Source organism: Aminobacter ciceronei, from assembly GCF_014138625.1.
Taxonomy (GTDB): Bacteria; Pseudomonadota; Alphaproteobacteria; order Rhizobiales; family Rhizobiaceae; genus Aminobacter; species Aminobacter ciceronei.
This window is the reverse complement of sequence record NZ_JACJHY010000002.1, coordinates 144605-169979: the sequence shown is the minus strand read 5'-3', so window position 1 is coordinate 169979 and position 25375 is coordinate 144605. Positions and strand designations below refer to the sequence as shown.

The window sequence follows — 25375 nt, the reverse complement described above, 5'->3', positions numbered from 1 at the left end:
ATTTTCCTTCCCCCCGCACGCGGGGGGAAGTTGCCGGCAGGCAGATGAGGGGCAACCCGATCGCCATAAGGTCGGTGCATTCCGGAGCATTGCAATGAACTCTCCCGCCAACATCACCGATCCGCTTGTCCTGTTCATGCCTTCGGGCAAGCGCGGCCGGTTTCCGGTGGGAACGCCCGTGCTCGACGCGGCGCGTACGCTTGGCGTCTATGTCGAAAGCGTGTGCGGCGGACGCGCCACCTGCGGCCGCTGCCAGGTCGAGGTGCAGGAAGGCAATTTCGCCAAGCACAAGATCATCTCGTCGAACGACCACATCTCGCCCAAGGGCCCGAAGGAAGAGCGCTACGAGCGCGTTCGCGGCCTGCCTGAGGGCCGGCGCCTGTCATGTTCGGCGACGATCCAGGGCGACCTCGTCATCGACGTACCACAGGACACCGTCATCAACGCGCAGGTCGTGCGCAAGGCAGCCACCGATCGCGTCATCGAGCGCAATGCCGCCGTCCAGCTCTGCTATGTCGAGCTGGAGGAGCCCGACATGCACAAGCCGCTCGGCGACCTCGACCGCCTCAAGGTGGCACTCGAAAAGGACTGGGGCTGGAAGGACCTGCTGGTAGCCCCCCACCTCATCGCCCAGGTCCAGAAGATCCTGCGCACCAAGCTGCCCGACCAGCCGGAGGTTACGCCCGGCAAATGGGGCGTGACCGCGGTAGTCCACCGCGACATGGATTCCTCGCGCCCCTTCATCATCGGCCTGTTCCCCGGCTTGAAGAACGAGGCCTATGGCATCGCCTGCGACATCGGCTCGACGACCATCGCCATGCATCTGGTGTCGCTTTTGTCCGGCCGCATCGCTTCTTCGTCAGGCACGTCCAATCCGCAGATCCGCTTCGGCGAAGATCTGATGAGCCGCGTCTCCTATGTGATGATGAACCCCGACGGTCGCGAAGCCATGACCAAGGCCGTGCGCGAGGCCGTCAACGGGCTCATCGGCAAGGTCTGCGAGGAAGGCCAGGCCAACCGCGACGACATCTTCGACTGCGTCTTCGTCGCCAATCCGATCATGCATCACCTGTTCCTCGGCATCGACCCGACGGAACTCGGCCAGGCGCCGTTCGCGCTCGCCGTTTCAGGCGCGCTGCAATTCTGGGCGCATGAGATCGACATCGAGGTCAATCGCGGCGCGCGTCTCTACACCTTGCCCTGTATCGCCGGGCACGTCGGCGCGGATGCTGCCGGTGCGACCTTGTCCGAGGGACCGTACCGCCAGGACAAGATGATGCTGCTGGTTGATGTCGGCACCAATGCCGAGATCATTCTCGGCAACCGGAACCGGGTCGTCGCCGCGTCCTCGCCCACCGGCCCGGCCTTCGAAGGCGCCGAAATCTCTTCTGGCCAACGGGCAGCCCCTGGCGCCATCGAGCGCGTGCGCATCGACCCTGAGACGCTGGAGCCGAAATACCGCGTCATCGGCACCGACAAATGGTCGGACGAGGAAGGCTTCGACGAGGCATCGTGGACCACCGGCGTCACCGGCATCTGCGGCTCGGCGATCATCGAGGTGGTGGCGGAGATGTACCTGTCTGGCATCATCTCCGAAGATGGCGTCATCGATGGATCGATGGCTGAGAAAAGCCCGCGCATCATCCCGAACGGCCGCACCTTCTCCTATCTGCTGCGCGAAGGCCGCCAGGGCGAGCCACGCATTACCGTTACCCAGAACGACGTCCGCGCCATCCAGCTTGCCAAGGCAGCTCTCTATGCCGGCGTGAAGCTGCTGATGGAAAAACAGGGCGTCGAGACCGTCGACACCATCCGCTTCGCCGGCGCCTTCGGCTCCTTCATCGATCCGAAATACGCAATGGTGCTCGGCCTGATCCCCGATTGCGACCTCGACGAGGTCAAGGCGGTCGGCAACGCCGCCGGCACCGGCGCGCTAATGGCGCTGCTCAACCGCAATCACCGCCGCGAGATCGAGACGGAGGTCGGCCAGATCGAAAAGATCGAGACCGCGCTCGAGCCGCACTTCCAGCAGCTATTCATCGACGCCATGGCGCTGCCCAACAAGGTCGATCCATTCCCCAAGCTGCAGGCCGCGGTCAAGCTACCGCCGCGCAAGGCGGCAAGCGTCGAAGGCGAGCTTTCCGACGGTGCACCACGCCGCCGGTCTCGCGAGGAACGCGCCGCGCGTCGCTCCCGCGACTGAACCACAAGGACATCTGCCCAACCGGCGCTTCGACGAGGTTTTCCGCGCCTCGCCGGAGCGCTGTTGTGCTATGATGCACGTATCGGGTGTGTTTCAGCTAGGCAACCATTCGACCTAAAGTTGCCGCTCATACGAAATCGATACGAAACAATCCCGAACTAGTTTCTGCTCGTCAGCCGCCAGCGAGCTTCGCCTCTCAGGCGGTAAACGTGCATGGCCTCGAAGATCGAATTCGGTTTTTGGAATGGATCAGGCACCGATTCACACGAACCACAGCGTTCATTGCACGCCCCTTGAGGCGCGCGGCGCAGCGGGATTTGCAGGAGACGACAATGTCGATGATGAGCACCATCGGCCGCTTCGGTGCGGCCATCCAGAGCGCCCGCCGCGCCGCCCGATCCGAACGCATGCTGAACAGGTTGCCGCCGGAGATCCAGAAGGACATTGGCTGGCCCGCCCCGGAACATGGCCGGCGCCGCGCGACACTGGCGATCTACATGTCGCCCGACCGTTGAGGCGGATGTTTCAGAATCGCGCGCAATCTGAAACAGAAAGGCGCTCAAGCGATATCAACCTGAAACACAAACGAGCATAAACTCTTACCCGGCCGGCGGCGCATCCAGTCTCGCGTGGTGCTGCCGGCCCGTTACTCCCAGGAGACGACCATGTCCATCATTGGAGAGTTTCATCTGTACGGCTCGGTGTTGCGCCATGCGTGCCGCGATAGCCGCATCGAGAACATGATGAACGGCTTGCCGCGCGAATTGCAGGTCGAGCTCGGCTGGATCGACGGGGTGACCCACCATGGGTCGGGCGCCGCGGGTCAACTCCACAAATATGGTCGCGTGGCGATGCTGATCGACGCGTTGCCCATCGACATTCAGATCGAACTCGGCTGGCCCGTCGGCCCCTTGGCGCCGGCGACAAATGTTATCGCGTTCGCCCGGCCGAAAGAGCGCTGCGCATGACCTTCGCCGAAAAGGTCGGCCTGCTCGTCTTTCGCCAGCGCACCGCCGGCCGGCCTGCCGCGGCCGACCGGCGCCTGCGCATGGCATTGAAACCGCGCCGCCGCGCAAGCTGATTGCTGGAACTCACAATCGGAATTCACATTGAAAGGAGGGCCAGATGCCCCTTTTCGACGATCTCGGCCGCATTGGCGCCCGTTACAAGCTGGCGCGAAGCGCCCGCCGGACCGTCCGCATCCTGAATGCGCTGCCACCGGAGATTCAGCGCGACCTTGACTGGCACCCGCCATCGTCGCTGATGGCGAGCATCTACCGGTCGATGGCCACAGCAGTCAGGCGCTGAAGCCATCACCACAGGTGCGCTCTAGAACTTGCCTGTAAGGTTGAAGGTCTCGAAGGCCGCGCGGATATGGTCGGCCGCGGCCTTGACGGGCGCGCTTGCCTCGGGTGCCACGATCATCGCCAGGCTGTAGTTGCCGATCTCCGGCATGCCATCCTTGACGCCGAGTTCGACGAGTTCGTCGCCGATGAACGACCGCGGCAGCGGCGCGACCGCCAGGTCGGACAGGATTGCGGCCCGCTGCCCGGCCGTGTGCGCGCTCATATAGGCGACACGATAGTTGCGGCCATCGCGGCCGAGCGCTTCGAGCGCCCCTGCCCGCCATGCGCACCCCTCTTCCCAGATCGACACCGGCAGCGGCTCGCGCAGATGGGCGCAGCCGCCCCTGGCGCCAGCCCAGACGATCGGCTCGGTCAGCAGCGTCTCGGCGCCTGCTGCATTGGCCCTGCAGGCATTGGTCAGCAGCGTGATGTCAAGCGCCCGATCGTCCATACGGCGTCTGAGATTGCTGCTCTGGTCGATGATGACGTCGACGGCAATCGAAGGATGCGTCTGAGCAAAACGCTTGAGCACATGCGGCAGCACGCGTTCGCCGAAATCGTCGGGCGAACCCAGGCGAACCACGCCAACGATGTCGGGAATGATGAACTTCGACACCGCCTCGCGATTGATCGCCAGCATGCGGCGCGCATAGCCGAGCAGCATTTCGCCGTCGGTGGTCAGCGTCACCGAACGCGCGTCGCGGAAGAACACCGAGCGCCCGAGAATGTCCTCGAGCTTCTTGATCTGCATCGACACGGCCGAGGGCGTGCGGAACACCGCATTGGCGGCCGTGGTGAAGCTGCCGGTCTCGGCAATCGCAACGAAAGTGCGCAGCACATCGAGGTCGAGCAGCGGCAGCGGATGATTGAGCGGTGCGTTCATGGCCAATGACCTTCAATATTTCTGATCGAACACATCATTTCATTTCGTTTGATTGAACCTCATCCCTGAGCGATAGTCAACACCATCGAAGCAGCGGCCATGGCCAAGCGTCGACAGAGCCCGGAACGGAAGCGCCATGGTGCGCGAGACGGTTGAAGCAAGCGGTGCCCACCGGGCGAGCACCTCAAGCCGGCCTTGACCCGGCCCAGCAGGAAGGAGAGACCGCAATGTCCATTTTCTCATCGATCGGGCGCATCGCCAGCGAACTCAACGCCGCCCGTACCCGCATTAACACCGCCCGCTCGATCCGCTCGCTGCCGATCGAATTGCAGAAGGACATCGGCTGGCCGGAAGCCTTCGATTCGAACACCGGCTACCGTCGCGGCCACAGCGGTGAAGCGGTCTGAGCAGTGTCGAGGCGAAGTCGCGACCTGTCGCATGGTGTCGACAGGTCATGCGACCTCGCCTCAGCCATGCGAGCGCCGCACGCCTGGGATGAACGGCTTGCATGGCGCCGCAGCATCCTCTCAAGAGACTGAAATAGCTTGATTTTTCGTCGCAACCGACGTCGCATCCGCAGTAATGTCGCATGTCGTGTCGCTTTTGAGGTGTGCCACTTCGCATTTGCAGCATGATCCGCATCGGCCAAGGCCTATATGCGCATCGTCAAACGAGCTGCCCCACTCCACAACGCGAAGGCACCCCGTGTAACCACTGTGCATGGAGATGTGTCATGAAGATTTTTGCCCGCTTGTTCGGTATCCGCCGCGACACCTCGCTGTCGACCGCGATCGAGCGCCAGCGCCTTTCCAGGACGATGCCCGGCCAGACCGGAGCGATAGCCGCAAACCGCCTCGGCATGCTCGTCGGCTGAGTTTTCTTTCGATCCCTTTCCTCCCGGATCGAACCATTGGAGCGGCGCAAGCCGCTCTTTTCTTTTTGACGCCGTCATTCGGCGACGCCAGTTGCGACATCACCGGCATTCGGCCGGCCCGGGCTGCCCCGCCGTTTCAAACGCGTCATTTGTTCGTCAAAACGAGCCAGCGGCGTTTTGCCCATGTCGCAAACTTTAATTTTAGCGACAGCTTCAACCCCATTGACAGCAAGGGAATTTGCTGTTGACGCTATGCTATTCGCGACATCAAAGTCGCGTCGTTCCCGGCCAGCGCGAGGGTTCCTTGAACGCCATCAAACATCCGATCAAACGATCGCTTGTGTTCTTCCTTGTCCCCGACTTCACCATGGTCGCCTTTGCGACTGCCCTCGACCCACTGCGCATCGCCAATCGCATGCTCGGCTACGAGGCCTACAAATGGCGCTTGGCCAGCATCGACGGTAAGGCCGTGCCCGCCTCGAATGGCGTCGAATGTGCCGTCAACACCTCGCTCGACGAGGAGCGCAAGAAAATGGCCGGGCCGGAACGGCCTTCGATGGTCATCGTCTGCACCGGCATCAATGTTGAGACCTACACCAACAAGTCGGTCTTTGCCTGGCTGCGCGAGGAGTACAATCGCGGCGTCGCCGTCGGCGGCTTGTGCACCGGCGCCTATGTGCTGGCCAATGCCGGCCTGCTGTCCAACAAGCGTTGCGCCATCCATTGGGAAAATCTGCCGGGATTCGCCGAGGCTTTCCCCAAGGCCAATGTCTATGCCGACCTGTTCGAGGTCGACCAGAACATCTACACCTGCGCCGGCGGCACCGCTGCCCTCGACATGATGCTCAAACTGATCGGCGACGATTTCGACGACAACCTCGTCAACCGCATCTGTGAGCAGGTGCTCACCGATCGTGTCCGCAGCCCGACCGACCGCCAGCGCCTGCCGTTGAGGGCACGGCTCGGCGTGCAGAACTCAAAAGTCCTGACAATCATCGAACTGATGGAAGCCAACCTGTCGGAGCCGCTGTCGCTGATCGAGATTGCCGACCATGTCGGCCTGTCCAGGCGACAGATCGAGCGACTGTTCCGCACCGAGATGGGTCGGTCCCCTGCCCGCTATTATCTCGAAATCCGGCTCGACCGCGCCCGGCATCTTTTGATCCAGTCGTCGATGCCTGTCGTCGAGGTTGCCGTCGCCTGCGGCTTCGTCTCAGCCTCGCATTTCTCGAAATGCTACCGTGAGCTTTATGCCCGTTCGCCGCAGCAGGAGCGCATCGACCGCAAACAGTTGATTGCGGCCTGACAGCTACTGTCGCCGGTAAGGGTCGTAACCGTCCTCGACGTCGTCCTGATAGCCGTCGCAGATGCACTCTGCCGACGATATCTGGTCGTTCCAGCCGCCAATGGAGCGGGCATTGCGGTCGAACTCTTCCGACGCGCCCTGCATGCCGGTGTGCTGGTAGACGACAAGCGTGCAGCCGGGCGCGACGCGCACCGACGAGACGCGGTCGTTCCAGAACCGGCCGGCGCGGAAGCTGATCGACCGGTCGGCCCGCATCGGCAGGACACGGCCGCCATAGCCATTGTGTTCGTACATCTCGCAGGCAACGTCGTCGTCATACTGCGCGTTTGCGCTGCCGGTCATCAGGACCGATGCGACGGTGGCAAGGAGTGCTAGGCGTTTCATGTTTCTCAGTGTCCTCGTGGCCAGAAGACGCAGAGAAAACAGCCGCGTGGCCAAACTTTGGCATTTTCCGCTACTGGATCGCAGTTTACGACTTATGCCTAACGGCTGTCCCAGAGCCAGGAGCGGTCGCGCCACAGCTTCTCGCCGATCAGGCAGTCATATCTCGGCTGCGCCTGGGCAAGCACGACAGGCGGATGGGCTGCTTCCTCGGCGGCCCACTGACGTGACGCGGGCCCAGCCAGTTCCAGCACCAGCTTGCGCCGGATCGCCTCCGGAAACTGCGACCACTCATTGACCGGGATCATGAAGGCGCCCGGCCCACCAATGACGCAATCGGCGTAGTAGCGGTCGAGATCCTCGACGTCATAGGCATTGCCAAAGCCGCCATTGGTCATCAGCGGCAAGCCATTGATGGTGATGCCTTGCGCCACGGCAGCGTCTCGCACCAGATCCACCGGCGGCCCCTGATTGTTCGGACCGTCGCCCGAGATGTCGATCACTCGCTTCATGCCGCGGTAGGCGCTTTCGGCAAAGAGGTCCGTGCCGAATTCCAGCGCACTGGAGATAGAGGTGCGGCGCGCGCTGTTGGGCGGCTTGGCCGAGAGTTGCCGCACCACGCGCTCGGCATCGGCGCGATTGGCAATGACTGTCCATGGCACCACGACGATCTGCGACGTCGAGCCGGCCCATTCGACATAGGTCACCGCGATCTTGCCATAGGCGCCCTCGGCGATCGCCTGCAGGACACGTTCATGGGTCAGCGCCGCGGCATAGCCGTGGCGCTGGATCTCGAGTTCGTCAGGCGACATGGAGAGCGAGACGTCGACGGCCAGAACCAGTTCCACATCGACCTGTTCGGCTGCATTGGCGTGAAAGCCGAGACCCAGCATCAGTGCCAAAGCAGCACCGCCTGCGAGAAGAGCTTTGGCCACGGCAGACATAAGCAAAGGGTAAGCGAGATTCGGCTTCTTCAAAAGAAACGCCCGCCCAGAAAGCCGGACTTTTCAATCACATTGTCGGGAAGCGCACCGCAAATGGTCAGGCTGCCGGGGAATTGCCACGCTTTCTCGACCGGACTTGCAGGCCGACTGTGAGGAACACCGAAACGACGAAGACGACGGTCAGGCCACTCGGCGGCATGATCGCCGTCATGATGGCCGTCCAGACGAGCAGCCCCCAGCCGACAAAGACAGGGATGGGCAGGCTCCTGCGATCGAGCCAGAGGATGAGCGCGCCGAGAATGACCAGCGGGATGGCCAGCGACCCGATGGATTGCCAGAACACACCGCCGGAAAGTGCCAGGTCGAGCGGCTGGGCCCTGAGCGGCGCCCAGTGATCCCAGGTCCAGAGATTGAGCGACAACCAGTTCGGCAGTTCCGCGGGGATTTCGGCCCCGAGCACGAGCATATGAATGATGCCGAGCGAAATCAGCGCAATGGCGCTCCATTTGACCATGACGTCCACCTCCTTCGATTGACCGCGACCGCGCCGCAAGGCATGACCATACGCAACCGTATGTAGCGCGAGCGCCCAAAAATAACCATACGGATGCGTATGGTGTGGCGCGATGCCGCAAGAAGGGAGAGATGATGGCTGGGACTGTTCCGCAGACAAAAGGCGAGACAAGGGACCTGACGCGCGAAGACTGGCTGATCGCCGCCGTAGCTGCCCTGGCGGATGGCGGCGTTGACGCAGTCAGGGTCGAGCGCCTCGCCAAGTCGCTGGGCGTCAGCAAGGGCTCGTTCTACTGGCACTTCAAGGACCGCCCGCAATTGCTGGCAGCGATCCTCGACCTTTGGGATGCCGACTTCACACAGCAGCTCATCGACAATGCGGCCGGATTGGCGACGCCGCAATTGCGGCTGCGCCATCTCGCGCGGGATGCCTTGGCAAGAACCGTCTACGGCATCGATTCAGCACGCGCAGAAGCCGCGATCCAGTCGTGGGCTGCGACCAACGTCCAGGTTGCGGAGCGTCTGCGAGCCGTCGACGCCGCCCGCCTCGCCTATCTCGAAAGGGAACTCGCTGCCGCCGGCCAGCAACCAGACAAGGCCCGCGCCAGGGCGAAGATGCTTTATCTCGCCCTGCTCGGGCTTTACGCGGCGCGCGGCTACAATCCGGAGCTCGCCGACGACAGCGCCTATCTCGCGCTGGTCGAACTGGCCCTGCAGTAGACCAAGCGGCGCGCGTAAGATTGCATGGGCGGCGTTACCGTCGGATTGGCCGCCCGCCTTTGCCGCGCCACTCCAACGTCTCGGCTTCTTCCGGCGCTGGCTTGCGGCGCACCGCCTTGGTCTTCCGGATGCCTCGCGCCGCCCGCCAGTTTGGGCCGAAGGGCGGGGGCAGCCAGATCAGGAAGCCCTTCGATGCCACCCACAGCATGGCAACCATGCGCAGCGTCGACAGGGTAAGGCCGCAAATCCCAACGATCCGTGTCGCGGCTTGCGGGCTCAGCCTTGCCTGCAACAGCTCCCTGGCTATGAATCCCCCGTCGAGAGGCAGGGCCGGCAGCAGGTTGAGACATGCGAGCGCAAGATTGAGGACCGCGCCCAGCGCAAAGGTCCACGCCAGCAGGCGCAAAGGTTCGAGCGGTGGCGGGACAAGGCTGAGACCTGGCCCTGCGGAGGCAGCGAATAGATAATAGCCGGCCAGAAACAACAGCCCTACGGTCAGGTTCACCATCGGCCCGGCAGCATAGATCCTGTGTGTTTGGCTTGGTGTAGATTGAATGCGGGAAGGACGCCGTCAGGATCCTGGTCGTCGCGCTGAGCACGGCAGACCGTGGCTTGGCTCGGCTCCCTTCCCGCACCATGCCGTCAACCTGCACAGTTGCACGAGGCCGTTGGCGCGGACCTCGCACCACAGGAAGAGGTTCCATGACGATACACCAGACCTACATCGGTTGCGACATCGCCAAGGCGATGATCGATGTCTTCGATCCGCTCAGCCGCCGTTTCAGCCGGGTGGCCAACGAACCGGCAGCCTTGGCCGGCTTCGCTGCCGGCCTGGTACCAGGCAGCTTCGTCGTCTTCGAGGCGACGGGCCACCACGACAAGGCCCTGCGCCATGCGTTTGCCCGGGCCGGCATCCCTTGTGCCCGGCTCAATCCGATGATGGTGCGCCGCTTCGCCCAGGCGCGCGGCCGCCTGGCCAAGACCGACAGGGTCGATGCCCGCATCCTCAGCGAGATCGGGGCGATGTTCCGCCCCGATGCCGACACGCCGCCCTGTCCCGGGCGTGAGCGCCTGGCTGCCTTGGCCCGCCGCCGTGACCAACTGGTCGCCACGCGGGCGCTCGAGCTGCGTCATCGCGACGAAACTGGCGAGGCCACCGTCGTCGCCGACATCGAAGCTGCAATCACCAACCTGTCGCTGCGCATCGCAGCCCTCGAAGCCGAGATCGCCAGCCATGTCGAAACCCTGGACGGACTTGCCGAACAGGCCGCGCGCCTGACCTCTGCCCCCGGTATCGGCAAGGTGACCGCCGTGACCCTCTTGGCCCACATGCCCGAACTCGGAACCATCTCCCCCAAGGCCATCGCCAGCCTCGCAGGCCTTGCGCCCTTTGCCAATGACAGCGGCACAAGGACCGGCCGGCGTAGCATCCGGGGCGGCAGGCCGAGGCTGCGGCGGGCGCTCTACATGGCAGCCCTCGGCGCCATCCGCGCCAACCAGCGCTTCAAGGCCTTCTACCAGGCTATCGCCCAACGCTCCGGATCAAAGAAATGCGCTATCATCGCTGTCGCCATGCCCATGGCGCGCGAAGCTGGCCGAATGGTCTGAACAAGATACGCCCACCGAACAGATAGAGCTCGATGCGCTCGGCGGCGATCTTGCTACGGCGCGCGGCCCAGAGATGGCCGAGTTCGTGAAGCAGCACCGCCGAGAACAGCAGCACCGCGACAATGACGGTGAGCACCAGGGCATGCCGCGGCCGCACGAACCATTCATGCAGGAACGGCAGCATCACAGGAATGGCAAAGGTCGCGTGGACATGAACGGGAACGCCGGCCACGCGGAATGTCAGCGCATCAACGCGCCTTTTTGATCGAACGGTCGCCAGAAACCCCTCCCCGGTCGGCTGGTTTGGCCGAGCGTATCAGACCTGGGCCAGGCAGGGGTAGCCGTGTCGAGCGGTCGACAGGAGTTTCCGACCGCTCAAAACTGCCATGTCAGCTGCGCGGCTTCAGGTTCTCCGGATCATAGAGCGGCTTGTAGCCGATGCCGACAACCTCGACCGGATAGGTTTCGGCGAAATACTCGACAACGAGCTTGCGGCCTTCCTGGCAATAGGCGTGAGGCAGATAGGCCAGCGCGATATTCTTGCCGATGGTCGGGCCGAAGGCGATCGAGGTCGTGTAGGAACGGCGCCCGAGCTCGTCGACCAGCACTTCGCCCGTCTGCGGGTCGATGACCGGCAGCGTGCCGACCGGGTAACGCTTGACGCCATTCCTGTCGGTGTTTTCGGTCATGACCAGCGTGCACAGCATCGCGGGCTGGTGATCGCGCGCCTTATATTCAAGATGCTTGGCCTTGCCGCGGAAATCGACGTCCTTGACCTTCGGGCGGGCAAGATCGGCCTCGATGAGGTTGTATTGGGTCAGCAGGTCGGCGTTCTGCAGGCGCAGGCTCTTTTCCATGCGGCGCGAATTGGCATAGGTCTCGACGCCGAAGGCCATGACGCCGGTCGAGCGCAGCGCATCCCAGACGGCCAGGCCATCCTCGTATTTCATGTGCAGTTCCCAGCCCTGCTCGCCGACATAGGAGATGCGGAACGCTGTGACACTCTTGCCGGCGATCTCGATCTGCTTGATCGCGGCGAAGGCAAAATTTTCCTGGTCGAGGCCAGCAGGGTTCGCCACCACCTTCTTCAGGTTCTCGCGGGCATTCGGCCCCCAGATGCCGATGGTGATGAACTTTTCCGACGTGTCGGTGATGGTGACGTCGAGGCCACGATCCTCGGCGACGCGCTTCATGTAGTGGAAGTCGCGCGGACCGGCATCGGCACCGTTCACCAGCCGGCAGCGGTCGGCCATGCGGAACACGGTGAAGTCGGCGCGCACCATGCCCTCGTCGTCGAGGAAGTGAGTGTAGACGCCCTTGCCGATGTTGCCGTCGCCGCCGATCTTGGCAGCGCAGAGCCATTCCAAGAGCTCGACATGGTCGGGGCCTTCGATATCGACCATGTGGAAATGGCTGAGGTTGACGATGCCGCAATCCTCGCTCATCGCCAGATGCTCGGCATTCGAAACGCGCCAGAAGTGCCTGGAGTCCCACTCGTTCTCGCGCACCGGCACGCGGTCGCCATACTTCTCCAGCAGGTGCTCATTGGCCTTGTAGCCATGCGCACGCTCCCAGCCGCCAAGTTCCATGAAGTAGCCGCCGAGCTCGACTTCGCGTTCGTAGAAGGGCGAGCGCTTGACGTTGCGGCCGGTGGCATAGGGCTCGCGAGTATGAACGGCCGGGAAATAGATCTTCTGCGCCGCCTCGAAGGTGCGGCCTTCGATGAACTTCTCTTCCAGCTGGTGCGGGTAGAAGCGGGCATAGTCGATCGAGTTGTGGTCGATCTCGGTGCGGCCGTCGGTCATCCAGTCGGCGATCAGCTTGCCGTAACCGGGTCCGTCCTTGACCCAGATGGCGACGCAGTACCAGAGGCCGCGCACCTTCTGGCTTTCACCGCAGGAGGCGCCGCCAGCAGCGGAAACCTGCAGCAGGCCGTTGAAGGAGTGGCTCTCGTTGTAGCCGATCTCGCCAAGGATCGGCGTCAGCTCCATGGCGCGCTCGAGCGGCTCCATGATCTGCTCCATGTCGAGGTCGCGCTGCGACGGCGACAGGCGAGCCTCATGTTTTTCCAGGAGCTCGCGCGGATGACAGAGGCGCGGATTGGTCTGCTCGTAGTAGCCCCACTCGATCTGGCCGCCTTCGGTGGTCTTGGGGTCGCCGGTGTCGCGCATATAGGCCGAGTTGCCCTGGTCGCGCAGCAGCGGGAAGCCGATTTCCTTGCCGGTGCCCTCGAACTCGTTGTAGGGGCCGAAGAAGGTCAGCGGGTGGTCGACCGGCATGACAGGCAGGTCCTCGCCGACCATTTCGGCGATCAGGCGGCCCCAGATGCCGGCGCAGACGACGACATGGTCGGACATGATTGTGCCGCGATGGGTGACGACGCCCTTGATGCGGCCACCCTCGACGATCAGCGACGTCGCCGGCGTGTTGCCGAAGACCTGGAGCTTGCCGGACTTCTCGGCGGCATCGACAAGCTTGCCTGCGACCGTCTGCGAGCGCGGGATGACGAGGCCGGCATCGGGATCGAACATGCCGCCCATCACCTGATCTTCCTCGATCAGCGGGAACATCGCCTTGATTTCGGAGGGCGAAACGTAGTGTGCGCGGGTGCCGAACGCCTTGGCCGAGGAAAGCTTGCGCTTGATCTCCTCCATCCAGCTGTCGTCGCCGGCGCGCGCCACCTCGAGGCCGCCAATGCGGGCGTAGTGGCCCATCTTCTCGTAGAAATCGATCGAATATTGCGTGGTCCAGACCGAGAGAAAGTCGTGGCTGGTGGTGTAGCAGAAGTCGGAGGCATGCGCCGTCGAGCCGATGTCGGTCGGCACGCCCGACTTGTCGATGCCGACGATGTCGGTCCAGCCGCGCTCGATCAGGTGATGGGCAATCGATGCGCCCACGATGCCGCCCAACCCGACGATGACGACCTTTGCCGTTTTCGGAAACTCAGCCATTACCCACGACTCCGAGATGATATTGCGCGCAGACTATAGAGCGCCGCCGCGCGATTGCAGCCTGTTTGCGACATTGCCACAAGGCCGCGCGACCTCGGCAAAATTGCCGGCATCGATCCGCCGCGCCGCCCGGTTCTGCTCCTGCCGCCGACGCGCCTTCGTCACCCCGGCCCACAGTCCGCGGCCACGGCCGCAAGCATGGCGAAATCGGCCCGCTTAACGCTTTTGTCGCCATTTACCTGTAGTTGAATACAACAACTCCATGTCGATCGAGATTGCCGCAGGTGCCGAAGATGAACACCACTTTCACGCCGCCTGCTGCATCCCTGGGTTCACGCCTCAAGGCCAAGACGACAAGCCCGCTTTTTCTTTTGGCTGTCGCGTTTCTGCTGGTTTGCACCTTGCTGGCATTGCCGGTCGCCGTGCCGATCGGCCCGATGTATTGGGACGTGCTGATCTATTACGATGCGGCGAACCGCATTTTCGACGGCCAGGTGCCGATCAACGACTTCTTCACCCCCGTCGGCCCGCTCGGCTACTACCTGTTTGCAGGCTGGGTGACGCTGTTTCCCAACGCCCAGCCGGCGCTCGTGGCGCACTGGTCGCTGCTTGCCGTCACCGCACCGCTGATGGCGCTGGTGCTGTGGGATGTCGGCCAGCGTTCGCGCGGAATCGCATTTGCGCTGCTGGTGCCGTTCCTGCTGTTCGCCCTGCTGCCCTTCAACACGCGCGAATTCTATCCGTTCCCCGGCTCCGACGCATTCGGCATCTATAACCGCCAGGTCTGCCAGACGCTGTATGTGCTGGTGGCCGCGCTGATGTTCGTGCGCAATCGCTACCTGCTGGTTGCGCTGATTTCGCTCACAATGACGGCGCTGTTCTTCCTCAAGATCACCGGTTTCGTCGCCGGCGGCGTCATCGCCGCCTATGCGTTCTTCGCCGGCCGCGTGAAGTTTCGCTACGCGCTGGAGGCGCTGGTCATCTTCGCCGCCGTCCTTGCCGCCATCGAACTGTCCAGCGGCCTGGTCAGCCACTACATCACCGACATCCTCAAGCTGGTGATGATGAACGGCGGCACGCTCTTGCCGCGCTTCCTGCAGTCCACCTCGATCAATTTCGGCGTCGTGCTGGCGACGTCTGCGCTCGCCCTGGTCCTGCTCTGGTCCGACCGGCACAAGCTGTCCGAGCGCTTTTCCGCCGACCGCAAGACGTCGCTTGCGACAGCGGTTTCGGGGCTTCTCGACCATAACGGGCTTTGGCTGCTCGCTGTCCTGTTCGCCGGCGTGCTGTTCGAGACGCAGAACACCGGCAGCCAAGCGTTCATCTTCCTGGCGCCGCTCATCGTCGCCATCCTGCTCAAGGCGTCCAGGCTGCTTGCCAAGCCTATGGTGCTGCTCTCGGTCCTGGGACTGGCTGCGGCCGTCATATTGCCGCCAGCGTTGTTCGTCGTCGAGCGCGCGGCCCGCGCCTATATCGGCTCGCTCAAGAACCGGCCCATCGCGCAGCGCAATCTTGGTACGCTCGGGGCGGTCAACATGCGCAGCGAGGTCGCCGTCCGTGTCGACCATATGCTGAAATTCTACCCGGAGCATCGGCAGCTCTATGCCGACCTCACCAACGCCGGCGAGTTGCCGACGCCGCTGCTCTATTCCGATTTCGACTTCCAGGTCACCTATCTCAGCAATGTCGACACGGCGGTCGATTCCATCCGCAAGCTGGAAGCCGACAAGGGCGTCCACTTCAACACGCTGATGTCGCTGAACTTCGTCAACCCCTTCCCTTGGCTGCTCGACCGCTCGGCACCGCTGCACATCGCCATCGGCGCCGACCCGATGCGCGCCGTGCCCGACCCCGGCTCGACCGAGGAGGCGGCGGTGGCGGACACCGACCTCGTCCTCCTGCCCACCTGCCCGCCGACCACGGCCAATGCCGCGCTCTACGACATGTACAAGAGCGCACTGACCCAGCACCGCCGTATCCAGCTCGATTCCTGCTACGACGCCTTCGTCCATCCCAGGTTTTTCGCAGCGCTGGACAAGTAGCGTCGAGCCGCAAACGGAACGGCTTACCTGCTCTCGCGGTCGTAGTAGTCGGTCGTATTCTCGGCCCGGAACATCTTGCGGAGCCCGGGAACTCCCCGCTTGCCGGAGACGACCATCACCTTGCCCGAGTCCGGGTACTCGCAGGCATCGACCTCGACCAGCGTCGACAATGCCAGATACCGCATCGTCGTCGTGCCGGTGTTGATGATCTGGTGGGCCACTTCAGCTCCCCCGGTCGGACAGGCGATGACGTCGTGCTGACGGATCGGATAGCGCTTGTCGCCGAAGCGTAGCTCGCCCTCACCTTCCATGATGAAGAACATCTCCTCTTCGCCGCGATGGTTGTGGAACGGGCATTGAACCTTGCCCGGCGGCAGGACGGTGAGGTTGTAGCCGAGGTTTTGCGCGCCGATGTGACGGCTTATCGACGCCCTCTTCGACGTGTAGATGCCATTCTCCTCGATGTCGTCGAACTCGACCTCGTCCAGATTGATGATCGGCTTGACCATTCGCTCCTCCCGATTGTTGCTCCGCCGCGCCATCCGAACATGCCGCGCTTGCGGAAGCCGGACAACCGCCTCCCGCCGACAGCGCCAACGCCCTCCGGCAACCAGCTAACAAAAAAAGCCGGGTCGAGACCCGGCTTTGGAGGCGACGGGGATGATGTCCCCTACTTGACCTGGCTTTTGACGAAGTCCTTGACGATCGAAACGATGCCGCGGCCGAGCAGGCTGTCGAGGGCTGCGATCAGCACGTCGACATCGGCGCGGCTGCAGGTCAGCGGCGGCAGCAGGCGCACGACATTACGGTTGTACTCGGTGAAGGCCACCAGCACGTCATAGTCCCGCAGCAGCAGCGCCCCGACGAAGCCTGACAGCGACCCCTTGAGCTTGTCGTCGAGCACGCTGACCACCGGGCGCAGCACCATCGGCAGCGTCTGCGAGAAGTCGTGGAACTCGAGCCCGACCATCAGGCCCTGGCCGCGAACCTCCTTGATGATCTTGGGGTACTTCGCCTGGAGTTCCTCCAGCCGCGCCAGGAGATAGGCGCCGGTGTCGGCCGAATTCTCGATCAGGCCTTCGTCATAGAGCACGTTGAGCGTCTCGATGGCCGTGATGCAGCCCTCGCCGATACCGCCGAAGGTCGCCATGGCATGGATCATCGCCGTCTTCGGCGTGCCATAGGCCTTCATGTAGACGTCGCGGCGGGCGATCATCGCAGCCATCGCTGCCTTGCCGCCACCCAGCGACTTGGCAACCGCGGTGATGTCGGGCACCACGTCATAGTGCTCGAAGGCATAGAAACGGCCGGAACGGCCGACGCCGCACTGCACCTCGTCGGCGACCCAGATCACCCCATACTGGTCGCACAGCACGCGCAGCTTGTGCCAGAACGCGGCCGGTGCCTTGTTGATGCCGCCACCACCCTGGATCGTCTCGAGCACGATGGCGCCGATGGCCGAATCGGAACGGAACGCCTTCTCGATGGCATCGATGTCGCCGAACGGCACCCGCACGGTGTTTTCGGTGAGCTTGAACTCGCCGCGATAGAGCGCGCCGTCGGTGACCGAGAGCACGCCCTTGGTCTTTCCGTGGAACGAGTTCTCGGCATAGACGATCTTGGGACGTGCCGGCCCCGCAGCACGCTCGGCGAGCTTGACAGCTGCTTCCATGGCTTCCGAACCAGACGAGCCGAAAAACACCATGTCGAGATCGCCGGGCGAGATCTGCGCCAGATTGTAGGCCAGCGCCGAGGCGTATTGCGACATGAAGGCGATGCCGATTTCGTGGCGCTTCTCGTCCTGGAACTTCTTGCGCGCCTCGAGCACGCGCGGATGGTTGTGGCCGAGCGCCAGCGAACCGAAGCCGCCGAAGAAATCGAGGATCTTGCGGCCATTCTGATCGATGTAGTGCATGCCCTCGGCACGCTCGATCTTGATCTTGTGGAAGCCGAGCAGCTTCATGAAATGCAGCTGGCCGGGGTTGAGATGCGCCTTGAACAGGTCGGTCATCCTGGCGACGTCGAGCGCCTTGGCCTGCTCGACCGACATCAGGTTCGGCTTGGCGAGCTTTGCCGAAGTCATTGCCGGAGCAACCGCGACGGCATGCGAATGGGCCGTATCCGGCTTGGTGACAAGCGTCATGTTCATATCCTCTATTCAGCCGGGGCGTGCTGCGTGGACGCAGCGAGGCCGTCCTTTTTGGCGCGATATTCCTTGTAGGCTGCGATGAGCATGTCCTCGTCGCGGTACTGCGGCACCCAGCCGAGTTGGCGCTCGCCCTTGGAGACGTCGAGAACGCACTCCTCGTCGGCGATCAGATACTGCTCGGGATCCATGATCGGCATGTTCATCAGGTCGAGCAGGTCGAGCGTCCGCTTGACCGCCCAGCCCGGCGTCGGCAGCAGGATCGACTTCGAACCGGCATGCTTGACAAGGTCGCCGAGCAGCTTGCGCACCGGCGGCGGATTGAGCGATCCGAGATTGTAGGCCTCGTTCGGCACGCCGGCCTTCCAGGCAAGCCGCGCTGCCTCGGCGCAGTCGAACACCGAGATGAACTGGTATGGGTTCCTGCCCGAACCGATCATCGGCACCGGCAGGTTCCAGTCGATCAGCTTGAACAGCTTCTCCAGAATGCCGAGACGGCCGGGCCCGATGATCAGGCGCGGGCGGAACAGCGAGATGTTCATGCCGCGCGTCCGCCACTCGGCCGCCAGTTCCTCGGTCTTCTGCTTCGACCAGCCATATTCGCCGAGCGGCGCCACCGGATGCTCTTCGGTCATCGGATGGGTCACGGTATGACCGTAGATCATGTCGGTGGTGTAGTGGACCAGCCTCGGCGCTGCCGCATGGTCCATAGCCTTGATGATGTTCTCGGTACCGAAATAGTTGACCGGGAAGAAGAAGTCGTGGCGCTTGGCCCGCACCTGCAGCGGCGACAGCATCTTGGCCGACAGGTTGTAGACCATGTCGTCTGCCTTGATGCCGACGGCTGCGATCGCGGCGGGATCGGTCACGTCGCAATGGACAAAACGCGCGTTGCGGTAATGCGCAAGGTCGCTCTTGACGATGTCGGCAACGACAACCTCTTCGCCGTCGGCGATCAGTTTGGGCGCAAGATGACGACCGACGAAGCCGTCGCCTCCGAAAATGATGTGTCTCATCGCAAAAGCTCGCTTGTCTTGGTGGGTTCGGTAGAGGCCGCGGCGACAACTTCGCCATGGTCGCGGCCGCTTTGGGCGATCAGCACGGTGCCGACGCAGATGAAGGCGATGCCGGCGATGCGCCAGGCATTCAGGTCTTCATGGAAGACGAAGTAGGCAAACACCGCCACCGCCACATAGGCCAGGCTGAGGAAGGGATAGGCGAAGCTGAGCTCGACCTTGGACAGCACATAGAGGTGCGATGCCATCGAGATGACGAAAGTCAGCAGTCCGGCGAAAACCCATGGGCTGAAGACGATCTGCAGTATCTTGATCAGCGGATTGCTGCCTTCGAAAGAAAGCGGACCAAGAGACATCATGCCCTGTTTCAGCATCAGCTGGGCCGCGGCATTGGTCATCACTGTGAAAAGGATGAAGAGGATATATTTCATTGCTTTGTCCGTCCTTCGCACAACCTATCGGAAAGCCCCTGATATTCTGTGAAGCTTTCCTGGCAATTTGAACTTTTTCCGCACTTCTCTAACAAGCGCCTACTCGGCCGCCTGCGCGGTCTCGCCATTGCGCCCGCCCAGCCGGCCGGCGGTCCGGGCCCAGAAGTCGGACATGAATGCCGGATCGCGCATTGCCTCGAGCCGCTGCCAGTCCGGGAACGAAGCCGCGAATGTCTCAGCCGACATGCGCGCGTCCTTGTAGGGATTGACCGCGCCACCCGCGCCGACGGTGATCCGGTCGAGTTCGGCGAGCAGCTCCAGCGTGCGCCGGCCATGGTTCGGAAAATCGAGCGTCAGCGTGTAGCCCGGACGCGCGAAGGACAGCAAAGCCGGCGAACGCTGGCTGCCAAAACGTTTGAGCACGGTCAAGAACGAGCCCTGCCCGGAGCGTCGCGCCGCCGCCAGCAATGCCGGAATTGTTTCGCGCGCCATAGCTTCAGGCACGACGCTCTGGTGCTGGTAAAGCCCGCTCGGACCGTAGAGCCGGTTCCAGTCGGCAACGCCGTCGAGCGGAAAGAAGAACTTCTGGTAGCTCGCCTGGCTTTCCCTGAGGCGGCCGCGCCGCCAGCCATAGGCGGCATTGAACAGCTTCAGGAAGGGCCGGTTGAGCAAGGTCAAGGGCGGCCGGAACGGCACCGACAGTCTTGCCGTGCCGCATTCGGCCGTCCGCGCGCCATAGGCGGCGTGGTTGCCTGCAAGCAGCAATCCGCGGCCGGCATGCTTGCCGCCGGCCAGCTGGTCAATCCAGGCAACGGCATATTCGTTGTCGCGGTCGGCGGCTTCGGCGAGATCAAAATATTCGCCCAGGCTGCCGAACGGCTTCACCGTCTCGGCGATATCGAGCGAGGGTACCCGCATCAGGCGGATCGCGGCGGACACGATGATGCCGGTCAACCCCATGCCGCCGATTGTCGCCCAGAACAGCCGGGCGTTCTCGCCGGCCGAGCAGGCATAGCTGCGTCCGTCCGAGCGCAGCAATGTCAGGCGTTCGACATGGCAGCCAAAACTGCCGCGACGGTGGTGGTTCTTGCCATGCACGTCGTTGGCAATGGCGCCGCCGAGCGTGACGAACTGTGTCCCCGGCACGACCGCCGGGAAAAACCCGTGCGGAGCGGCATAGGCGATGATGTCGGCCAGCAGCGCGCCGGCCTCGGCTTCGATCAGGCCGGTCTCGGCGTTGAAGGAAACGACGCGCTGGCGCGGCCGCATATCGACGACGGCGCCGGCGCTGTTCTGGCAGCTGTCGCCATAGCTGCGGCCATTGCCATAGGCGAGCAGCGATCCGGCGCGTGCCGTCCCGCCGGCCAGAAGCCGCGTTGCCTCGGCGATGTCGATCGCCTGGCTTGCGCCCGGATTGGCGCGGCCAAAGCTCTGGTAGCGGGCCAGTCCCACGCTCACAGGCCCGCCACCACAAGCAGCACCGCGCCGGCGAAAACGACGATCTGGCTGCGCCAGTCGCGGATGATGAAGACGACCGGATCGTCATGCAGTTCATCGCGCCGCGCCAGAATCCAGATGCGCATCGTGAGATAGAGCACGATTGGCGCCAGCGGCCAGACCAGCCAGGGATGCTCGTAGAGCTCACGCACCGCGCTGCTGTCGATGTAGAGCGCCAGAACCAGCGCCGAGGAAAACGCCGACGCCATGCCGGCCTGGGCGACGATCTCCTGGTCCTCGATGCGGTAGCCGCGCCCGGCGATACGCTCGCCGACGCTGAGGCTGGACGAACGCAGCTCGACATAACGCTTCACCAGCGCCAGCGAGAGGAAGAAAAAGATCGAGAAGGCGAGCAGCCAGAACGACACGTCCACCCCGGTCGCGGCGGCACCCGCCAGGATGCGCAAGGTGTAGAGCCCGGCAAGGGTCAGCACGTCGAGCAGCAGCATCCGCTTGACCGACAGCGAATAGGCGGTTGTGGCCACGAGATAGACCAGCAGAACGCCGGCAAACTCGATTGTCGTGAAGGTAGCCGTCGCCAGGCTGATGACCAGAAGGACGCCCACGGACGCCAGTCCGAACGGGATCGACAGCTTGCCGCTGGCGAAAGGCCGCTCACGCTTGGTCGGGTGCGCCCGATCAAGCGCCAGGTCGAAGAAGTCGTTGACGATGTAGATAGCCGAGGCGGCAGCGCTGAACGAGATGAATGCCAGGATCGCCGGCACCAGCATCTCGGGATTGAAATATTTGTGCGCCAGCACCAGCGGCACGGCGATCAGCACGTTCTTGAGCCATTGATGGACACGCAGCATCTTGCGGATGGTGCGCAGGTCGGGCTTCGGCGTCTCGATCAGTTCGGACTGATGGCTGGCCTGCCAACGTGCGGCGGCCCGGTCGGGTGCAACCACGATTGCCTCGCGCGCGGCATCGAACACTTTGATGTCGTGACGGCTGTTACCGGCATAATCGAAGCCGCCATCGCCATAGGCTGCCACCAGAGCCCTGCGCTTGCGTTCAGCGGTCAGGTTTTCACCGCCATCGCTGGCAAGCACCGCGTCGAACAGGCCAAGATGGCGTGCGATGGCTTCGGCGAACTTGCGTGGCGTGCCGGTGGCGAGAACGATCTGGCGCCCGTTGGCCTGCTCTTCGCGCAGGCGTTTCAGCACTTCGGGCCGATAAGGCAAGGTCGCCGGGTCGATGTCGACCACCGCGGCAATCGCCTGCTTGAGACGCGCCGGGCCGCCCTTGAGCAGCCAGTACGGCACCATGAAGATGGCGAGCGGATTCTTCTTGAGAAGGGCAAACAGTCCTTCCCACAAAAGATCGCTGGCGATCAGCGTGCCGTCGAGATCGACCGCCAGTGGTACTATCTTGTTGTCTGATCGCGCATCCATCAAACTGCCTGCCCTGCCCCTTGCCGGACGGCGTGAACCTTCCGGACCCCTTGCCGCTATAGCGGGCGACCAGGTTCCGGATGGTTAAGGTCGAGGCCGAATGCTAAACGAGCACCAGTCATTTCGCCAGTCATGCTTAAGCAGACGTTAGCAGAATGCAGAAAAGGCCGGGCTGATGCCCGGCCTTTTCGATCATTAGCCTGTGTGTTGACAGGCTTTACTTGATGCGGGCAGCGCCGCCCGAAATCTCTACTGTTTCATCACCGGTCAGCGCTTCGCGGTCGCCATTCGGCAAGGTCACGAAGCAGCCGCTCGAGCAGAACTCGACCGTTTCGCCGGCGGCAAGGGAAAGTTCCGTCTTGGAACCACCTTCCGTGACGATCAGGGTCCGCGGTTCGGCATCGAGGTTTACCGCGCTTGCAGCATGCGCAGCGCCCGACATTGCCAGGACCAGCGCGCCTGCAGCGACAAGAAACCTTTTCATTTAGCACTCGGTGTTTCCACCGCCCCTGTTCATCTCAGCAAGGCATTTTCGCCGTTTGCATGAGAGCTTATATGAGTTCGAAGCTGAACGGCAACTGAATGCCTTGTTCATGCCATAATTGGCATCGGCCCACCATTAGCTCGGATCCGGCTTGCGGCGACGGGACTTTGGCTTGGCGGTTTCCTCCCCGCTCTTCTTGAGCCGCTCCTGCTCCATGGCGGCATATTCCGCTTCCGCCTGCTCGTCATCGGCAGGCCACGGGGTTGCCTGCTTGTCGCCAACCACACGGATGCTGCGCTGTGGGAATGGAATGTCGATGTGCTCGCGCTCGAATGCCTCAAGGATGGCGAAGCGCAGGTCGTTTTGCACGAATGCGCTATTGCCGATATCGGCGAGAAATACCCTGATTTCGAAGTTCATCGACGAATCCGCGAACGCCGAAAACAGCACGAACGGCTCCGGATTCTTGAGCACCAGCGGGTGGCCACGCGCAATATCCAACAAAATCTGGTGCACTCGCTTGGCGTCCGAACCGTAGGCAACTCCGATCGGCACTTCGACGCGGCCAAGCTTGTTGCGGTGGGTCCAGTTGCCGACTGCGCTGTTGATCAGATCGGAATTGGGCAGGATCACCGACTGGCGCTGGAAGGTTTCGATCTCGGTGGCACGCACGCTGATCTTCTTGACCGTGCCCGACACCGCACCGGCAACGATCCAGTCGCCGACCTTGAACGGTCGCTCGGCGAGCAGGATCAGGCCCGAAACGAAGTTCGATACCACATTCTGCAAGCCGAAACCGATACCGAGGGAAAGCGCACCGGCAACGAGCGCGAGGTTGGAAAGATCGATGCCTGCTGCCGAAACGGCGATCAGTCCGGCAATCGCCACGCCCGCATAGCCGACGGCGAGACGGATCGAATTGCGCACGCCGGCGTCGACCTTGCTGCGCGCCATGACCGAGCCGTCGAGCCAGCCCTGGAACCAGCGTGTCAGGAAATAGCCGATGGCAAACACCATGACGCCCGACAGAAGGCCGGCGGGCGAGAAGGTGAAGCTGCCGATCTGGAAACCCGAGCCGATGCGGTAGAGCCAGGTGATCATGTCGCCGGGCTGGAACCCCCACGTAAACAGGATCAGCGGCACGCCGACGGTCAGCACGAGCAGATTGATGACCATGCTGGTGACTAGGCCGAGTTGGTCGAGCGTCGCATCGTCGAGGGTGAACATTCGCTTGATGCGCCGGCCGACCGTCGTCTTGATGAAGGCGTCTTCCTCGTTGATCGCCTGCGACGACAGAAAGCCGATATACATGGTCGCCAGGATCGTGCCGGTGATGACGATCTGCTGCGACACGAAACGCGCAAGCCCGATATAGCCCAGCAGCGCTGCGGCGATGGTGACGCCGCCAAGGGTAAGCACGATGTAGCGGAAGAGACGCGGCCACGGCTTCGGCCGTCCTTCCTCATCGACGAACGGCTTGACCAGGCCGATCAGGATGACCAGCACGCCGATCACCACAGTCGAGGTCAGCGCCTCGCCGACAGTCAACGCAACCGGCGAGCCGAGTACCTGGTAGACCGAGCTCAGGAAGTAATCGAGGCCGGTAAACAGGGCGGTCGCGGTGATCAGGAGCATCAGCCAGCGCGCAGCACCGCTTTCGACCGGGATAAGCCGCCACTTGGGCAGCTTGGGCGACAGCACGGCCATGCCGAGGCGCGAAACGAAGAACACGATGGCGATGACGTAGAACAGCGACCACAGCATGGCGCCGATGTCGCCACGCAGCACCTCGAAATAGGCGAACAAATAGTAGGTGACGCCAAGAAAGACGACGAGCGCCGCCGACTGCATGAAGGTCGACCAGAAGGCGACCGAAAGCCTGCTGAGATAAGACGGCTCTTCTACCCGGCCGTCGGGCTCGAACATCCGTCCGAACATGCGCCGGCCACCGATGATGATGACCGCCGCCGCACCCAGGGCGAAGAACGTTGCCGCCAGCATCGACTTGAGCTTGAAGCTGACAACGAAACGAACCCAGGACGATACCGTCCGGTAAAGGTCGTTCATCTCCGTCTTGAAGGCGTCGGCCACCTCCGACCCCAGAGCGAAATTGATCTGGTAGCGTTTGGTCAAAAGGTTCTGGAACAGGCTGCGGCGGATCTCGGTGATCTGGCTGATCAGCCTGTCGATGCGGATCGACAGGTTCTCGGCAACGCCGAGCACGGCATTGATTTCGGTTTTCTCGGCGTTCAGTTTCTCGCGCTCACTGGTCACCACGGCAGGTTCGGGCGGCTGGCCCTCTGCCGGCGGCTTGCCGAGCTGCTCCAGCCGGGCGTTGATCTCGGCCAGGCGCGGACGGAACGCGACGCCGCTTTGCAACAGGTCGCGCGACAGCTGTTCGAGCTGCAGGCGGATGTCGACGAGACCGGCATCGTCTTCGGCGCTCTGCTCCATCTTTTTCTGCAGCGCATCGGTCCTGGCCGTGATGCTGGCGATGACCTCCTGCTGGTCGGACACCACGCCGGCCGGCGCCTTGCCGAGATCGGCATCCTGCGCTGCGGCGTTTGCCACAAGCACGGCTGTGAATATGAACAGGGTGGCAGCTATGCGCCGGACTGCGGAAAACAACATGATTT

At 62.9% G+C, this 25375-nt stretch carries 25 protein-coding genes; 10 read left to right on the top strand and 15 right to left on the bottom strand.

The annotated features are described in order from the left end of the window. Positions 1-94 precede the first annotated feature (94 nt). From HNQ95_RS02900 to HNQ95_RS02885, 4 genes are all read left to right on the top strand, one after another. A complete protein-coding gene (locus tag HNQ95_RS02900; RefSeq protein WP_067960928.1) occupies positions 95-2203 on the top strand; it encodes an ASKHA domain-containing protein in 2109 nt (702 codons plus the stop codon). A gap of 332 nt (positions 2204-2535) precedes the next feature. Beyond that, complete coding sequence (locus tag HNQ95_RS02895; RefSeq protein WP_154383919.1) at positions 2536-2718, top strand: hypothetical protein; 183 nt, start codon at positions 2536-2538, stop codon at positions 2716-2718. Between the two features lie 150 nt (positions 2719-2868). Next, complete coding sequence (locus tag HNQ95_RS02890; RefSeq protein WP_182573455.1) at positions 2869-3171, top strand: hypothetical protein; 303 nt, start codon at positions 2869-2871, stop codon at positions 3169-3171. 157 nt (positions 3172-3328) lie between these two features. Next, on the top strand, positions 3329-3511 hold the full coding sequence (locus HNQ95_RS02885; protein ID WP_067960918.1) for a hypothetical protein: 183 nt from the start codon (positions 3329-3331) through the stop codon (positions 3509-3511). 21 nt (positions 3512-3532) lie between these two features. On the opposite strand, the gene HNQ95_RS02880 is transcribed toward HNQ95_RS02885, so the two are convergent. Next, a complete protein-coding gene (locus tag HNQ95_RS02880; protein WP_067960915.1) occupies positions 3533-4432 on the bottom strand; it encodes a LysR substrate-binding domain-containing protein in 900 nt (299 codons plus the stop codon). 227 nt (positions 4433-4659) lie between these two features. Between HNQ95_RS02880 and HNQ95_RS02875 the strand changes: the two genes are divergently transcribed. From HNQ95_RS02875 to HNQ95_RS02865, 3 genes are all read left to right on the top strand, one after another. Continuing rightward, positions 4660-4839 carry a hypothetical protein gene (locus HNQ95_RS02875; RefSeq protein WP_182573456.1) on the top strand — a complete coding sequence of 60 codons (180 nt, stop codon included), beginning with the start codon at positions 4660-4662 and terminating at the stop codon, positions 4837-4839. A gap of 326 nt (positions 4840-5165) precedes the next feature. Beyond that, the gene (locus HNQ95_RS02870) at positions 5166-5306 is read left to right on the top strand and encodes a hypothetical protein (RefSeq protein ID WP_182573457.1); all 141 of its coding nucleotides are present in this window, start codon (positions 5166-5168) and stop codon (positions 5304-5306) included. Positions 5307-5673: 367 nt separating this feature from the next. Beyond that, entirely contained in the window at positions 5674-6612 is a 939-nt protein-coding gene (locus tag HNQ95_RS02865) for a GlxA family transcriptional regulator (RefSeq protein WP_353622437.1), read from the top strand. A 3-nt stretch (positions 6613-6615) separates the two neighbouring features. Here the strand turns inward: HNQ95_RS02865 and HNQ95_RS02860 are convergent, their stop codons facing one another. From HNQ95_RS02860 to HNQ95_RS02850, 3 genes are all read right to left on the bottom strand, one after another. Continuing rightward, positions 6616-6996: a peptidase inhibitor family I36 protein gene (locus HNQ95_RS02860; RefSeq protein WP_182573459.1), complete on the bottom strand. Its 381-nt coding sequence runs from the start codon at positions 6994-6996 to the stop codon at positions 6616-6618. 98 nt (positions 6997-7094) lie between these two features. Beyond that, positions 7095-7937 carry a DUF1194 domain-containing protein gene (locus tag HNQ95_RS02855; protein ID WP_154384214.1) on the bottom strand — a complete coding sequence of 281 codons (843 nt, stop codon included), beginning with the start codon at positions 7935-7937 and terminating at the stop codon, positions 7095-7097. Between the two features lie 97 nt (positions 7938-8034). Beyond that, positions 8035-8451 carry a DUF6463 family protein gene (locus HNQ95_RS02850; RefSeq protein ID WP_154383915.1) on the bottom strand — a complete coding sequence of 139 codons (417 nt, stop codon included), beginning with the start codon at positions 8449-8451 and terminating at the stop codon, positions 8035-8037. A 134-nt stretch (positions 8452-8585) separates the two neighbouring features. On the opposite strand from HNQ95_RS02850, the gene HNQ95_RS02845 reads away from it, so the two are divergent. After that, on the top strand, positions 8586-9170 hold the full coding sequence (locus HNQ95_RS02845) for a TetR/AcrR family transcriptional regulator (protein WP_246719222.1): 585 nt from the start codon (positions 8586-8588) through the stop codon (positions 9168-9170). Between the two features lie 34 nt (positions 9171-9204). On the opposite strand, the gene HNQ95_RS02840 is transcribed toward HNQ95_RS02845, so the two are convergent. Further along, entirely contained in the window at positions 9205-9678 is a 474-nt protein-coding gene (locus tag HNQ95_RS02840) for a site-2 protease family protein (RefSeq protein ID WP_067960895.1), read from the bottom strand. A 194-nt stretch (positions 9679-9872) separates the two neighbouring features. On the opposite strand from HNQ95_RS02840, the gene HNQ95_RS02835 reads away from it, so the two are divergent. Beyond that, positions 9873-10778: an IS110 family RNA-guided transposase gene (locus HNQ95_RS02835; protein ID WP_067960891.1), complete on the top strand. Its 906-nt coding sequence runs from the start codon at positions 9873-9875 to the stop codon at positions 10776-10778. Here HNQ95_RS02835 and HNQ95_RS02830 read toward each other — a convergent pair. Next, positions 10729-11010, bottom strand: a complete 282-nt coding sequence (locus tag HNQ95_RS02830) for a zinc metalloprotease (protein ID WP_067960888.1) — start codon at positions 11008-11010, stop codon at positions 10729-10731. The genes HNQ95_RS02835 and HNQ95_RS02830 overlap by 50 nt on opposite strands. Before the next feature lie 157 nt (positions 11011-11167). Continuing rightward, the gene (locus HNQ95_RS02825; protein ID WP_067960886.1) at positions 11168-13729 is read right to left on the bottom strand and encodes a GcvT family protein; all 2562 of its coding nucleotides are present in this window, start codon (positions 13727-13729) and stop codon (positions 11168-11170) included. A 293-nt stretch (positions 13730-14022) separates the two neighbouring features. Between HNQ95_RS02825 and HNQ95_RS02820 the strand changes: the two genes are divergently transcribed. Further along, entirely contained in the window at positions 14023-15771 is a 1749-nt protein-coding gene (locus tag HNQ95_RS02820; RefSeq protein ID WP_154383912.1) for a glycosyltransferase family protein, read from the top strand. Between the two features lie 23 nt (positions 15772-15794). Here HNQ95_RS02820 and HNQ95_RS02815 read toward each other — a convergent pair whose 3' ends face one another. The 8 genes from HNQ95_RS02815 to HNQ95_RS02780 form a co-directional block, all read right to left on the bottom strand. Beyond that, positions 15795-16280: a cupin domain-containing protein gene (locus HNQ95_RS02815; protein WP_067960878.1), complete on the bottom strand. Its 486-nt coding sequence runs from the start codon at positions 16278-16280 to the stop codon at positions 15795-15797. Positions 16281-16441: 161 nt separating this feature from the next. Then, complete coding sequence (locus HNQ95_RS02810) at positions 16442-17854, bottom strand: aspartate aminotransferase family protein (protein ID WP_246340564.1); 1413 nt, start codon at positions 17852-17854, stop codon at positions 16442-16444. Positions 17855-17925: 71 nt separating this feature from the next. Next, positions 17926-18933 carry an NAD-dependent epimerase/dehydratase family protein gene (locus tag HNQ95_RS02805; protein ID WP_067960875.1) on the bottom strand — a complete coding sequence of 336 codons (1008 nt, stop codon included), beginning with the start codon at positions 18931-18933 and terminating at the stop codon, positions 17926-17928. Next, positions 18930-19364, bottom strand: a complete 435-nt coding sequence (locus HNQ95_RS02800) for an EamA family transporter (protein WP_067960874.1) — start codon at positions 19362-19364, stop codon at positions 18930-18932. Before HNQ95_RS02800 ends, HNQ95_RS02805 begins: the two co-directional genes overlap by 4 nt. Positions 19365-19463: 99 nt before the next feature. Then, positions 19464-20816: an FAD-binding oxidoreductase gene (locus HNQ95_RS02795; RefSeq protein ID WP_157097208.1), complete on the bottom strand. Its 1353-nt coding sequence runs from the start codon at positions 20814-20816 to the stop codon at positions 19464-19466. Positions 20817-20818: 2 nt separating this feature from the next. Then, complete coding sequence (locus HNQ95_RS02790) at positions 20819-22255, bottom strand: UbiA family prenyltransferase (protein WP_182573461.1); 1437 nt, start codon at positions 22253-22255, stop codon at positions 20819-20821. A gap of 217 nt (positions 22256-22472) precedes the next feature. Next, a complete protein-coding gene (locus tag HNQ95_RS02785) occupies positions 22473-22739 on the bottom strand; it encodes a hypothetical protein (RefSeq protein ID WP_067960870.1) in 267 nt (88 codons plus the stop codon). 135 nt (positions 22740-22874) lie between these two features. Beyond that, positions 22875-25370: a mechanosensitive ion channel family protein gene (locus tag HNQ95_RS02780; RefSeq protein ID WP_067960867.1), complete on the bottom strand. Its 2496-nt coding sequence runs from the start codon at positions 25368-25370 to the stop codon at positions 22875-22877. Positions 25371-25375 lie beyond the last annotated feature (5 nt).

Excerpts from the sequence above, each read along its gene's own strand:
- HNQ95_RS02900 (WP_067960928.1), top strand. The coding sequence starts at position 95 with ATGAACTCTCCCGCCAACATCACCGATCCGCTTGTCCTGTTCATGCCT.
- HNQ95_RS02895 (WP_154383919.1), top strand. The coding sequence starts at position 2,536 with ATGTCGATGATGAGCACCATCGGCCGCTTCGGTGCGGCCATCCAGAGC.
- HNQ95_RS02890 (WP_182573455.1), top strand. The coding sequence starts at position 2,869 with ATGTCCATCATTGGAGAGTTTCATCTGTACGGCTCGGTGTTGCGCCAT.
- HNQ95_RS02885 (WP_067960918.1), top strand. The coding sequence starts at position 3,329 with ATGCCCCTTTTCGACGATCTCGGCCGCATTGGCGCCCGTTACAAGCTG.
- HNQ95_RS02880 (WP_067960915.1), bottom strand. The coding sequence starts at position 4,432 with ATGAACGCACCGCTCAATCATCCGCTGCCGCTGCTCGACCTCGATGTG.
- HNQ95_RS02875 (WP_182573456.1), top strand. The coding sequence starts at position 4,660 with ATGTCCATTTTCTCATCGATCGGGCGCATCGCCAGCGAACTCAACGCC.
- HNQ95_RS02870 (WP_182573457.1), top strand. The coding sequence starts at position 5,166 with ATGAAGATTTTTGCCCGCTTGTTCGGTATCCGCCGCGACACCTCGCTG.
- HNQ95_RS02865 (WP_353622437.1), top strand. The coding sequence starts at position 5,674 with ATGGTCGCCTTTGCGACTGCCCTCGACCCACTGCGCATCGCCAATCGC.
- HNQ95_RS02860 (WP_182573459.1), bottom strand. The coding sequence starts at position 6,996 with ATGAAACGCCTAGCACTCCTTGCCACCGTCGCATCGGTCCTGATGACC.
- HNQ95_RS02855 (WP_154384214.1), bottom strand. The coding sequence starts at position 7,937 with ATGTCTGCCGTGGCCAAAGCTCTTCTCGCAGGCGGTGCTGCTTTGGCA.
- HNQ95_RS02850 (WP_154383915.1), bottom strand. The coding sequence starts at position 8,451 with ATGGTCAAATGGAGCGCCATTGCGCTGATTTCGCTCGGCATCATTCAT.
- HNQ95_RS02845 (WP_246719222.1), top strand. The coding sequence starts at position 8,586 with ATGGCTGGGACTGTTCCGCAGACAAAAGGCGAGACAAGGGACCTGACG.
- HNQ95_RS02840 (WP_067960895.1), bottom strand. The coding sequence starts at position 9,678 with ATGGTGAACCTGACCGTAGGGCTGTTGTTTCTGGCCGGCTATTATCTA.
- HNQ95_RS02835 (WP_067960891.1), top strand. The coding sequence starts at position 9,873 with ATGACGATACACCAGACCTACATCGGTTGCGACATCGCCAAGGCGATG.
- HNQ95_RS02825 (WP_067960886.1), bottom strand. The coding sequence starts at position 13,729 with ATGGCTGAGTTTCCGAAAACGGCAAAGGTCGTCATCGTCGGGTTGGGC.
- HNQ95_RS02820 (WP_154383912.1), top strand. The coding sequence starts at position 14,023 with ATGAACACCACTTTCACGCCGCCTGCTGCATCCCTGGGTTCACGCCTC.
- HNQ95_RS02815 (WP_067960878.1), bottom strand. The coding sequence starts at position 16,280 with ATGGTCAAGCCGATCATCAATCTGGACGAGGTCGAGTTCGACGACATC.
- HNQ95_RS02810 (WP_246340564.1), bottom strand. The coding sequence starts at position 17,854 with ATGACTTCGGCAAAGCTCGCCAAGCCGAACCTGATGTCGGTCGAGCAG.
- HNQ95_RS02805 (WP_067960875.1), bottom strand. The coding sequence starts at position 18,933 with ATGAGACACATCATTTTCGGAGGCGACGGCTTCGTCGGTCGTCATCTT.
- HNQ95_RS02800 (WP_067960874.1), bottom strand. The coding sequence starts at position 19,364 with ATGAAATATATCCTCTTCATCCTTTTCACAGTGATGACCAATGCCGCG.
- HNQ95_RS02790 (WP_182573461.1), bottom strand. The coding sequence starts at position 22,255 with ATGGATGCGCGATCAGACAACAAGATAGTACCACTGGCGGTCGATCTC.
- HNQ95_RS02785 (WP_067960870.1), bottom strand. The coding sequence starts at position 22,739 with ATGAAAAGGTTTCTTGTCGCTGCAGGCGCGCTGGTCCTGGCAATGTCG.
- HNQ95_RS02780 (WP_067960867.1), bottom strand. The coding sequence starts at position 25,370 with ATGTTGTTTTCCGCAGTCCGGCGCATAGCTGCCACCCTGTTCATATTC.